Annotated in this window: 8 protein-coding genes; 2 read left to right on the forward strand and 6 right to left on the reverse strand. The window is 73.3% G+C overall.

Going from position 1 to position 11,457, the window contains the following annotated elements:
- The first annotated feature begins 1 nt into the window (after position 1).
- Positions 2-490, forward strand: a complete 489-nt coding sequence (locus IE244_RS04380) for a GNAT family N-acetyltransferase (RefSeq protein WP_191871251.1) — start codon at positions 2-4, stop codon at positions 488-490.
- 3 nt (positions 491-493) lie between these two features.
- Here the strand turns inward: IE244_RS04380 and IE244_RS04385 are convergent, their stop codons facing one another.
- On the reverse strand, positions 494-1,678 hold the full coding sequence (locus IE244_RS04385) for a MarP family serine protease (protein ID WP_191871252.1): 1,185 nt from the start codon (positions 1,676-1,678) through the stop codon (positions 494-496).
- 1,276 nt (positions 1,679-2,954) lie between these two features.
- On the opposite strand from IE244_RS04385, the gene IE244_RS04390 reads away from it, so the two are divergent.
- Positions 2,955-3,806, forward strand: coding sequence for a peptidoglycan recognition protein family protein (locus tag IE244_RS04390; RefSeq protein WP_191871429.1), 852 nt, complete (start codon positions 2,955-2,957; stop codon positions 3,804-3,806).
- Between the two features lie 317 nt (positions 3,807-4,123).
- On the opposite strand, the gene IE244_RS04395 is transcribed toward IE244_RS04390, so the two are convergent.
- The 5 genes from IE244_RS04395 to sucB all read right to left on the reverse strand — a co-directional run bounded on the left by IE244_RS04395 (position 4,124) and on the right by sucB (position 11,444).
- Positions 4,124-4,642, reverse strand: coding sequence for a DUF4240 domain-containing protein (locus tag IE244_RS04395; RefSeq protein WP_191871430.1), 519 nt, complete (start codon positions 4,640-4,642; stop codon positions 4,124-4,126).
- A gap of 66 nt (positions 4,643-4,708) precedes the next feature.
- Positions 4,709-5,731, reverse strand: a complete 1,023-nt coding sequence (locus IE244_RS04400) for a helix-turn-helix transcriptional regulator (RefSeq protein ID WP_191871253.1) — start codon at positions 5,729-5,731, stop codon at positions 4,709-4,711.
- A gap of 106 nt (positions 5,732-5,837) precedes the next feature.
- A complete protein-coding gene (gene aceE / locus IE244_RS04405) occupies positions 5,838-8,540 on the reverse strand; it encodes a pyruvate dehydrogenase (acetyl-transferring), homodimeric type (RefSeq protein ID WP_191871254.1) in 2,703 nt (900 codons plus the stop codon).
- A 258-nt stretch (positions 8,541-8,798) separates the two neighbouring features.
- Positions 8,799-9,422, reverse strand: coding sequence for a GntR family transcriptional regulator (locus IE244_RS04410; RefSeq protein WP_031173098.1), 624 nt, complete (start codon positions 9,420-9,422; stop codon positions 8,799-8,801).
- A gap of 231 nt (positions 9,423-9,653) precedes the next feature.
- Entirely contained in the window at positions 9,654-11,444 is a 1,791-nt protein-coding gene (gene sucB, locus IE244_RS04415) for a 2-oxoglutarate dehydrogenase, E2 component, dihydrolipoamide succinyltransferase (protein WP_191871255.1), read from the reverse strand.
- Between the last annotated feature and the right edge of the window lie 13 nt (positions 11,445-11,457).

Raw genomic sequence — 11,457 nt, forward strand, 5'->3', positions numbered from 1 at the left:
CATGCCGGAGCCGCACATACGCATCGCCATGGCCGACGACGAAGAGGCCCTGGCCGTCCTCGACCGGGCCACCTGGTCCACCCTGCACGCCGTGGCGCCGCGACCCGAGCCGCCCTACCGGCCCTTCTTCGACGAGCGCCACGTCCCGCGGGACTACCTGGTCGCCGAGACCGACGGACGGCTCGCCGGCTATGTCCGCATCGCCCGCCCCACCCCGCTCGCCTCCAACGCGCACGTCCTGCAGATCCAGGGCCTCGCCGTCGCCGAGGAGGCGCGCGGGCAGGGCCTCGGGCGCGCACTGATCCGGGCCGCGATCGAGGAGGCGCGCGGACGCGGCGCACGGCGGCTGAGCCTGCGCGTGCTCGGGCACAACGCCCCGGCCCGCGCGCTGTACGCGTCCGAGGGGTTCGCCGTCGAGGGAGTACAGCCGCAGGAGTTCCTCCTCGACGGCGCCTATGTCGACGACGTGCTGATGGGCCGGCGCCTGTGACCGTCAGGAGCTGACCAGCTGCCCCGTGTCCACCCGCGCCGTCGACCTGGCCGCCTGCCGGGCGTCGGCGGCCACCTCGTCCGCCGTCAGCGCATACCCCGTCTCGGTGTCCGAGGTGGAACGGGCGAAGACCACGCCGAACACCCTGCCGTCCGTGGTCAGCAGCGGTCCGCCGGAGTTGCCCGGGCGGACCGTGGAGCGGATCGAGTAGATGTCCCGGGTGACCACGCCGTCGCTGTAGATGTTCTGCCCGGTCGCCCGCACCCGGCTCGCCACCGTCGCCGCCTGCAGGTTCAGGCTGCCGTCCTGCGGATAGCCCGCCACCACCGCCGAGTCGCCGCGCGCCGCGCGCGTGTCGAAGTGCAGCACCGGGGCCCTCAGCTCCGGCACGTACAGCACCGCCACATCCCGGTCGGGGTCGAAGAGCACCACCCGGGCCACGTACGACCGCCCGACGCCGCCCACCCGCACGCTCGGGTGGTCGATGCCCGCCACCACGTGCGCGTTGGTCATCACGTGCCGCGCGGAGTAGACGAACCCGCTGCCCTCCCGGCCCTCGTTGCCGGACACACCCTCGATCTTCACCGTGCTCAGCTTCGCGGCGCGCGTCGCGGCCGGGGTGACGCTGTCACCCGAGGGCCGGGCCACCCGGGCCGTCGACTCGTTCTCGAACGGGTTGAAGACCTGCGGGAAGCCCGCCTCCGTCAGCGCCGACGTGGCCCGCGAGAACCACGCGGGAGTCGTGTCCGGCATCGCCTGCTGCACCGCGCCCAGCAGCGTCGAGTTCCGTATCGCCGTGGCGAGGGTCTGCGAGGGGGCCGCGGCCAGCACGCTCGCCGCCACCCAGGCCACGATCAGCACCGCGACCGAGTTCGCCGCCGCGCCCCCTATCCCGTCCGCCACCCGCAGCGGCCCCCGGTCCAGCTCCCCGCGCAGCCGCAGCGCCAGCCGGCCCGCCAGCTCGTGCCCCACCACCGCCGGCACCAGCACCGTCACCACCGCGAGCGCGGTCGCCTGTGCCGTACCCCGCTCCGCCAGGCCGGTCACCCAGGGCAGCACCCAGACGCCGACGACGGCACCGCCGACGAACCCGGCCAGCGAGACGCAGCCGGCCACCAGCCCGCGCCGGTAACCGGACGCCGCGTAGACGAGGATGACCAGCACAAGCACCAGGTCGAGCAGGTCCACGGAGCCGCCTTTCTCTCGGACCCCTCAGTACGGACGGGACGGGCCCGGTGATCAGTCGCCCACAGACGGGCACGGGCACCGGACGGCGAACCGGCCACGTATGTGTGTACCCCCAGAAACGTCCCGGACCGGGACGATGGTTCCGCCGGGTGGCACAGCGCACATCGCGGGCACGACCCGGGGCCCCGAGAGTGGGAGCATGCACGCCGTCCGAAGAACACTGCGCAGGCCCGGAACCCGGCGGACACCGGGCAAGCCGGGGAACCCGGAGAGGCCCGGGACACCCGAGCGGCCCGGGGCACCGGAGAGATCTGGAATGCCGGAGAGATCCGGTGTACCGGACAGATCCGGTGTCCCGGACAGGCCCGGTGCATCGGAGGGGCTCGGTGTGCCGGAGAGGTCCGGCACAGCGGAGAGCGCGGAGACGGGGGAGATCTCCGAGCCGGAGCGGACTTCCGGCACCTCGGGGACGCGGGAGGTCTCCGGGCCGCAGCAGCCCTCCGGCACCTCGGGGACGCCGGATACCGCCGGGCCGCAGAAATCCTCCGACACCTCGGGGATGCCGGAGACGCCCGGGACGCGGGAAGCGCCCGGAACGTCGGAGCCGCCGGACCTGCGCTCGACTTCCGGGACGACCGGGACCGGGACGTCCGGGAGCTCGGAGGCGTCGGGACCCGGGTCGCTCCCTGCGGAGGAGCCCTCCGGGATCGCGGAGGCCTCGGGGCCGTCGGTAACCGGGGAGACGCTTCCCGGGGTTTCGGAGGCGCTGGGGTCGTCGGTGGTGTCTGGGGTGTGCGGGACGGGGGAGTCTTCCGGGGTTTCGGAGGGCTCGGGACCGTTGGTGGTGTCTGGGGCGTCCGGGACCGGGGAGACGCTTCCCGGGGTTTCGGAGGGCCCGGGGTCGGCGGCAGTGGTCCAGTCGCTCGGGGCGGTGGAGTCCTCTGGGGTTTCGGAGGCGCTGGGGTCGTCGGTGGTGTCTGGGGTGTGCGGGACGGGGGAGTCTTCCGGGGTTTCGGAGGGCTCGGGACAGTCGGTGGTGGCTGGGGCCTCCGGGGCAGGGGAGGGCTCGGCGGGGTCCGGGGCGGCGATCGGCTCGGGGGGACCGGTGGCAGAGGTCTTCGAGGCGGCCGGGAGCCAGGGGCCCTCGGGAGCCGCGGCCGGGAGCCAGGAGCCCCCGGGAGCCGCCGAGACCCCTGGACCGCCGCAGCCGCCCGCGTCGCGCAAGGCGTCGTGGGCGCCGAGCCGCATCCGGCGGCGGGGGCCCGGGGTGCTGCTGGTGCTGCTCGGCTGTCTGCCCGCTCTGGTGGCCGTCCTCACGCTCGTGCTGTGCGCCCGCGGTGCCGAGCGCCCCGAGGCGGTCCGTCTCGACCGGCCCGGGCCGGCCCGCGCCCCGGCCCACCGCGCCGCCCGCCCGCGCATCGTGCCCCGCTCGGTCTGGCTGGGCACCGCCCAGCGCACCCAGCCGCCCCCGCGCTACGACGACAAGGTGGTCGCCGTCTTCCTCCACCACACCGACTCGCCGAGCGCGTACGACTGCGCCGACGCGCCGCGCATCATCCAGCACCTGTACGCCGGCCAGACCGGCGACCGCCGCTGGGACGACATCGGCTACAACTTCCTCGTCGACCGCTGCGGCACCATCTACGAAGGCCGTGCCGGAGGCGTCGACCGGCCCGTCACCGGCGCCCACACCCTGGGCTTCAACCACCGCACGGCCGGCATCGCCGCCCTCGGCACCTTCACGGCCGGCGTCCCCGTGCCGCGGGCCATGACCGACGCCATCGCCGCCCTGACCGCCTGGAAACTCGGCCTCGCCGACGTCGACCCGCGCGCGAGCGTCCGCCTCGTGTCCAGCAGCAGCCACAGCCGCTACCGCACCGGCGCCACCGCCACACTGCCCGCCGTCGCCGGCCACAACGCCGGGTTCATGACCAGCTGCCCCGGCGCCGCCCTCGCCGCCCGCCTCCCCGAGATCAGGGAACAGGCCGCCCGCCTCCAGGGCCGCACAGCGCACCCCAGTGGCAGCATGCACCCCAGCCGCACGGCGGTCCCGAGCGGCACCGCCGTCCCCGGCGGCGCCGCCGCCCACGGCCGGACCGCGCCGCCACCGCCCACAGGAACGCCATAGCCGCCACGCAGCCTCCTCCGAGCCCCGCGCCCTACGGTCGTGCACGACACCAGCCGACCGGAGGTGGGGATCATGAACAGCAGCCGTACCCGTACCGAAGCCGCGCAGCAGCCGTCCCGGCCGCGGACCGCGTGGCGTCCCTGGGCGGTGGTCTGCGCGGTCGCGACCGTCGTCCTCGGTCCCGCCGCGGTCACCGCGTCCGCCCTCGACCAGGTCAACGCCGCCCCGCTGCACCACGCCGTGAGGGCCGACCGGACCCAGGCCTGCCTGCCGGCCGACAGCACCCGCCGGCGCACGGCCGGCCGAGCCGGCGCCGCTCACTCCCGGAAGCGGTCCCACAGCCGGGGAAAGCGTTCGGCGAGCGCCCGCTCGTTCTCGAAGTCCACCGGCGTTCCCGCCGGCTCGGCGGGCGCCGGGGCGATCCCCAGATCGGGCGCGACCGTGCCGGTCAGCTGCTCGTACGCCTCGTCCGCCGCATAGCCGAGCTCCTCGCCGTCGCCGTCGATCTCCTCGTCGAAGTCGTCCAGCAGCTCCGCCAGCGCGTCCGGATCGTGCAGGGCGCCCTCGTACACCTCCCGGCCCTGGCCGATCAGCCAGCAGCGGAAGAAGTCGAACGCGTCGTCGCTGGCCCCGTCCAGCAGCACCCAGGCGGCGCCCCACAGATCCCAGTGGTAGGCGCGGTTGTAGCGGGCCTCGAAGTGACGGGCGAAGTCCAGGACCAGGTCGGGGTCCAGCTGGAGCAGCCGGTCCACGAGCACGTCCGCCTGTTCCTCGGGATCGCCCTCGGCGGCCTCGCGGGTGGCGTCGATCAGCTCCCAGAACTCCGTCTCGTCCATCACGGCACCAGCATCGGGCCTTCACCGGAGGGACGCACGCGGAGTGCGCCGGAGTGCGGCGGATCGTTATCCGGCGTCCGCCCCACGCTCGGTACCGCCGTCGGGGCCACGGTCCGTACCGTCGTACAGCGCGGCCAGCCGGGCCGCGTTCCTCGCGAACCGCGCCCGCAGGCCCGCCGGGGCCAGCACCTCGACGTCCGCCCCGAGCGCCGTCAGCTGCGCCTGCGCGATCTCCTCGGACTCCACCGGCAGGGTCACCGTCACCCAGCCCGCCCCGTCCGGCTCGCCCACCTGGCCCAGCGCCTGACGCGCCGACACCGGGTCGACGGCGTACCGCAGCCCGCGCACGCCCTGCGGGGACAGCCGTACGACCACCTCGGCACGCAGCAGCGAACGCGCGAACCGCTCGGCCTGCTCGGCCCAGTGACCGGGCAGGTCGAAGTCCGGATCACGGGCGAAGCGTTCCTCCAGCGGGTCCACCGAGGTGAACCGGTCGATGCGGTACGTCCGGAACGAGCCACCGCCGGCCACCCGCGCGCACAGGTACCAGACGCCCGCCTTCAGCACGAGCCCGTACGGCTCCAGCCGCCGCTCCACCTCCTCCTCACCGCGCCGGTACCGGGCGGCGACCCGGCGGTCGTCCCACACCGCCTCCGCGACCACCGGCAGCAGCGCGGGCGGCTCCGGCTCCCGGAACCAGGCCGGCGCGTCCAGATGGAAGCGCTGCGCGGCGCTGTCCGGGGCGTCGCGCAGGGACGGCGACAGCGCGGCGGACACCTTCAACCGGGCGGCGGAGTGGGCGTCCTCCAGGCCCATCTCACGCAGCGCCCCCGGCACCCCGCCGAGGAACAGCGCCTCCGCCTCGCTCCTGGCCAGCCCCGTCAGCCGCGTCCGGTACCCGCCGACCAGCCGGTAGCCGCCGGCCCGCCCACGGTCCGCGTACACCGGCACCCCCGCCTCCGACAGCGCCTGCGCGTCGCGGGTGACCGTCCGCTCCGACACCTCCAGCTCGCGGGCGAGCTCGGCGGCGGTCATGGACGGCCGGGACTGGAGAAGGAGCACCATTTTGATGAGCCGAGCGGCACGCATGCCCTTCATGATGCCGGGGGCCCCTGACATCGGCCGGGGCGGGCAGAGAGAGAAAAAGGGAAGGGGTACGGCGGCCGCCGTACCCCTTCGTCGAACCCTGGGCTGATTACAGCCCGTACTTCTCGCGGGCCTCCTTGACCGCCGTGGCCTTCACCTCGCCGCGCCTGGCGAGCTGGGCCAGGGCCGCGACGACGATCGACGGGGCGTCGACGCCGAAGTGGCGGCGGGCGGCCTCACGGGTGTCCGACAGACCGAAGCCGTCGGCGCCCAGCGAGGACCAGTCCTGCTCGACCCACTGCGCGATCTGGTCCGGGACCTGGCGCATGTAGTCGGAGACCGCCAGCACCGGGCCCTCGGCGCCCTGCAGCGCCTGACGGACGTACGGCACCCGCTCCTCGCCGCGCAGGAGGGCGGTGTCCGCCTCCATCGCGTCCCGGCGCAGCTCGGACCAGGAGGTCGCGGACCACACGTCGGCCGCGACACCCCACTCGTCGGCGAGCACCTTCTGGGCTTCGAGGGCCCAGTGGATCGCCGTACCGGAGCTCAGCAGCTGGATGCGGGGGGCGTTGGCGGCCACGGTCGCGCCCGCGGACTCCGCCGTGTTGAAGCGGTACAGGCCCTTGACGATGCCCTCGTCGATGCCGAGGCCCTGCGGCTTCGCCGGCTGCGGCAGCGGCTCGTTGTAGACCGTCAGGTAGTAGAAGACGTTCTGGTCCTCGCCCGGCTTGGCCTCGCCGTACATCCGGCGCAGACCCTCACGGACGATCACCGCGACCTCGTAGGCGAACGCGGGGTCGTAGGTGAGGGCGGCGGGGTTCGTCGCCGCGATCACCGGGGAGTGGCCGTCGGCGTGCTGCAGACCCTCGCCGGTGAGGGTCGTACGGCCCGCCGTCGCGCCGACGAGGAAGCCGCGGCCGAGCTGGTCGCCGAGCTGCCACATCTGGTCGGCGGTGCGCTGCCAGCCGAACATCGAGTAGAAGATGTAGAACGGGATCATCGCCTCGCCGTGCGTCGCGTACGCGCTGGACGCGGCGATGAAGTCGGCCATCGAACCGGCCTCGGTGATCCCCTCGTTGAGGATCTGGCCGTTCTTGGCCTCCTTGTAGTACATCAGCTGGTCGCGGTCGACCGGCTCGTACGTCTGGCCCTTGGGGGAGTAGATGCCCAGGGACGGGAAGAGGCTCTCCATGCCGAAGGTGCGCGCCTCGTCGGGGACGATCGGCACCCAGCGCCTGCCCGTCTCCTTGTCGCGGACCAGGTCCTTGACCAGGCGGACGAAGGCCATGGTGGTGGCCACGTTCTGCGAGCCGGAGCCCTTGTCGAAGGAGGTGAAGGCCTTCTCGGCGGGGGCGGGCAGCGGGGCCAGCGCGTGCGTACGGCGGGCCGGGGCGGGACCGCCGAGGGCCGCGCGGCGCTCCTGCAGGTAGCGGACCTCGGGGGAGTCGGCGCCCGGGTGGCCGTAGGGGACCACGCCGTCGGTGAAGTCGCTGTCCTTGATCGGCAGGCCGAGCAGGTCGCGCATCGTCTTGAACTCGTCCACCGTCAGCTTCTTCATCTGGTGGTTGGCGTTCTTCGACGCGAAGCCCTCGCCGAGGGTGTGGCCCTTGACCGTCTGGGCCAGGATCACGGTCGGCGCGCCCTTGTGCTCGACGGCGGCCTTGTACGCGGCGTAGACCTTGCGGGCCTCGTGACCACCGCGCGAGAGGTGGAAGATCTCGACGATCTTGTCGTCGCTCAGCAGCTTCGCCATCTCGGCGAGCGCCGGGTCCTTGCCGAAGAAGTCGGCGCGGATGTAGGCGGCGTCCCGGGTCTGGTACGTCTGGATCTGCGCGTCCGGTACCTCGCGCAGACGGCGTACGAGCGCGCCGGTGGTGTCGAGCTGGAACAGCTCGTCCCAGGCCGAGCCCCACAGCGTCTTGATCACGTTCCAGCCGGCGCCGCGGAACTGGGCCTCCAGCTCCTGCACGATCTTGAAGTTGGCGCGCACCGGGCCGTCGAGGCGCTGCAGGTTGCAGTTGATGACGAAGGTGAGGTTGTCCAGCTCCTCACGGGCGGCGAGCGCGAGGGCCGCGGTCGACTCCGGCTCGTCCATCTCGCCGTCGCCCAGGAAGGCCCAGACGTGGGAGGCGGAGACGTCCTTGATGCCGCGGTTGGTGAGGTAGCGGTTGAAGCGCGCCTGGTAGATCGCGGAGAGCGGGCCGAGGCCCATCGACACCGTCGGGAACTCCCACAGCCAGGGCAGGCGCCGCGGGTGGGGGTACGACGGCAGTCCGTTGCCGCCGGCCTCCTGGCGGAAGTTGTCCAGGTGGTGCTCGTTCAGCCGGCCGTCGAGGAAGGCGCGGGCGTAGATGCCGGGGGAGGCGTGGCCCTGGATGTACAGCTGGTCGCCGGAGCCGTCGCCCTCCTTGCCCTTGAAGAAGTGGTTGAAGCCGGTCTCGTAGAGCCAGGCGGCGGAGGCGAAGGTGGCGATGTGGCCGCCGACGCCGTACTTGCTGCCGCGGGTGACCATGGCGGCCGCGTTCCAGCGGTTCCAGGCGGTGATCCGGGCCTCCATCTCCGGGTCACCGGGCAGCGCCGGCTCCGCGGAGGTGGGGATGGTGTTGACGTAGTCCGTCTCGAGGAGCTTCGGCAGCGCGATGCCGCCCGCCTCGGCGCGCTCCAGCGTGCGCCGCATCAGATACGCGGCGCGGTGCGGCCCGGCCTCCCTGGCGACGGCGTCGAGGGAGGCCTGCCATTCGGCGGTCTCCTCCGGGTCGCGGTCCGGGAGCTGGTCGAGCGCGCTCGGCTGGATGGCGTTGGGGTCGGTCATGTCGCCGCCTTCCTCAGTCGAAGGGGGTTCCCTCATCGGTAAGGGTTCGGGGGTGCCCTAGGTCTTTGGCAGGACAGGGCTGGACTTCGGTGGAAGTCCGTCGGCGACTGTAACTCCCTGATCGATGATCGATCAAAGGGTTGAGGGGGAAAACCTCTTGATTTGGAGAAAGTCGGCACGCGGTGCCTTCAGTGATGGCACCGGGTGACGCCGGATGACCTTGTTTTCGCAGGTGAGCGGGGGGATGCTCGGGTGCGATCAAGGCCGCGGGGCGCACCCCAGGACATGTGCCTTGACCAGCTCCGCGATCCGCGGATCCCGGCGCTTGAACGCCTGCACCAGCTCCTCGTGCTCCTCCGCGTACGACTGCTGCACCGTGCCCAGCCAGCGGATGGACAGGGCCGTGAACACCTCGATGCCCAGACCCTCCCAGGTGTGCAGCAGCACCGAGTTGTCCGCGGCGCGGACCAGTTCCCGGTGGAAGCCGACCGTGTGGCGGACCTGGGCGGTGCCGTCGGCCTGGCGGTCGGCGTCGTAGAGCGCCGCCACATGCGGCTCCAGCGCCGAGCAGTCCACCGCGAGGCGCTCCGCCGCGAGTTCCGCCGCGATGGCCTCCAGGCCGGCCCGGACAGGGTAGCTCTCCTCCAGGTCCGCCGCGGTCAGATTGCGGACGCGGACGCCCTTGTTGGGGGCCGACTCGATCAGACGCAGCGACTCCAGCTCGCGCAGGGCCTCGCGCACGGGAGTCTGGCTGACCTCCAGCTCGGTGGCGATCCGCCGCTCCACGATGCGCTCACCCGGCTGCCAGCGCCCGCTGACGATTCCTTCCACGATGTGCTCGCGGATCTGCTCGCGCAGCGAGTGGACGACGGGCGCGGTCATGAGGGCTCCTTAGGGAGGGCTGACGTTTAGACAATACGGCGGGTTAGCTCCGGGGGTGGGAAGTCTGGGGGCGCTTTCGCGCAGGTGAGACGAGCCTTACACGCACCGTGTGCCGGCAGACACGAAACGCCCCGCCCGGAGAAGCTCCGGACGGGGCGCCGTACCACCCGGTCCGGGGTGTCAGCACCCCGGACCGACTTCGTTGAGATCCTCGACCCGAAGGCCGCGGGATCAGAGACCGAGCTCGACCTCGAACTCGCCCGCCTCCAGGATCGCCTTGACCGCCGTCAGGTAACGGGCCGCGTCGGCGCCGTCGACCAGGCGGTGGTCGTAGGAGAGGGTCAGGTAGGTCATGTCACGGACGCCGATGACCGTGCCCTCCGCGGTCTCGATGACGGCCGGACGCTTGACCGTGGCACCGATGCCGAGGATCGCGACCTGGCCCGGCGGCACGATGATCGTGTCGAACAGGGCACCGCGCGAACCGGTGTTGGAGATGGTGAAGGTCGCGCCGGACAGCTCGTCCGGGGTGATCTTGTTGGCGCGGACCTTGCCCGCCAGGTCGGCCGTGGCCTTGGCGATACCGGCGATGTTGAGGTCGCCGGCGCCCTTGATGACCGGGGTCATCAGGCCCTTCTCCGAGTCCACCGCGATACCGATGTTCTCGGAGTCGAAGTAGGTGATCGTGCCCTCGGCCTCGTTGATCTTGGCGTTGATGACCGGGTGGGCCTTCAGCGCCTGGGCCGCCGCCTTCACGAAGAACGGCATCGGGGAGAGCTTGACGCCCTCGCGCGCGGCGAAGGAGTCCTTGGCCTGGGCGCGCAGACGCATCAGGCGGGTGACGTCGACCTCGACGACCGACGACAGCTGGGCCTGCTCGTGCAGCGCCTTGACCATGTTGTCGCCGATGACCTTGCGGATGCGGGGCATCTTGACGGTCTGGCCGCGCAGCGGGGAGGCCTCCAGGGCGGGGGCCTTCTTCGCGGCGGGGGCGGCGGCAGCGGCCGGAGCCGGGGCGGCCGCGGCGGCCTTCGCGGCCTCGGCGGCGGCGATGACGTCCTGCTTGCGGATCCTGCCGCCGACGCCGGTGCCCTTGACGGTGGCCAGGTCGACGCCGTTCTCGGCGGCGAGCTTGCGCACCAGCGGGGTCACGTACGCGCCCTCGTCGGTCGCCTGGGTGGCGGTCGGCGAGGTCGGCGCGGTGGCCGGGGCGGCCGGAGCCGGGGCGGCCGGGGCCGGGGCCGGAGCGGCCGGGGCAGCGGCGGCGGGCGCCGGAGCCGGAGCGGCGGGTGCCGGGGCGGCCGGGGCCGGGGCCGGAGCGGCCGGGGCAGCGGCGGCGGGCGCCGGAGCGGCCGGAGCCGGGGCGGCGGCCGGGGCGGCACCCGGGGCGCCGATGACGGCGAGCTTGGCGCCGACCTCGGCGGTCTCGTCCTCGTTCACCACGATCTCCAGCAGCACGCCGGAGGCGGGCGCCGGGATCTCGGTGTCGACCTTGTCCGTGGAGACCTCGAGCAGCGGCTCGTCGGCCTCGACGGAGTCACCGACCGACTTCAGCCAGCGGGTGACGGTGCCCTCGGTGACGGACTCACCGAGCGCGGGCAGGACCACGTCCGTGCCCTGGGCGCCACCGGCCGGGGCAGCCGGAGCGGCGGCGGGGGCGGCCGGGGCCTCAGCGACCGGGGCCTCAGCGGCCGGGGCCTCAGCGGCCGGGGCCGGGGCGGGCTCGGCGGCCGGAGCCGGAGCCTCGGCAGCGGCGGGGGCCGGGGCGGCCGCGGGGGCGCCGGTGCCGTCGTCGATGACGGCCAGCTCGGCGCCGACCTCGACCGTCTCGTCCTCGGCGACCTTGATGGAGGCCAGCACACCGGCGGCCGGCGAGGGGATCTCGGTGTCCACCTTGTCGGTCGACACCTCGAGCAGCGGCTCGTCGGCCTCGACGCGCTCGCCCTCGGCCTTCAGCCAGCGGGTGACAGTGCCCTCGGTGACGCTCTCACCGAGCGCCGGAAGGGTTACGGAAACCGCCATGGTTTCGGTTGCT

Origin of the sequence: Streptomyces filipinensis (assembly GCF_014649495.1) — a bacterium.
Classification (GTDB): Bacteria; Actinomycetota; Actinomycetes; order Streptomycetales; family Streptomycetaceae; genus Streptomyces; species Streptomyces filipinensis.

Bases quoted from the DNA above. Each gene is read 5' to 3' on its own strand.
- IE244_RS04400 (WP_191871253.1), bottom strand. From the start codon at position 5,731: ATGCGTGCCGCTCGGCTCATCAAAATGGTGCTCCTTCTCCAGTCCCGG.
- sucB (WP_191871255.1), bottom strand. From the start codon at position 11,444: ATGGCGGTTTCCGTAACCCTTCCGGCGCTCGGTGAGAGCGTCACCGAG.
- IE244_RS04395 (WP_191871430.1), bottom strand. From the start codon at position 4,642: ATGGACGAGACGGAGTTCTGGGAGCTGATCGACGCCACCCGCGAGGCC.
- aceE (WP_191871254.1), bottom strand. From the start codon at position 8,540: ATGACCGACCCCAACGCCATCCAGCCGAGCGCGCTCGACCAGCTCCCG.
- IE244_RS04410 (WP_031173098.1), bottom strand. From the start codon at position 9,422: ATGACCGCGCCCGTCGTCCACTCGCTGCGCGAGCAGATCCGCGAGCAC.
- IE244_RS04380 (WP_191871251.1), top strand. From the start codon at position 2: ATGCCGGAGCCGCACATACGCATCGCCATGGCCGACGACGAAGAGGCC.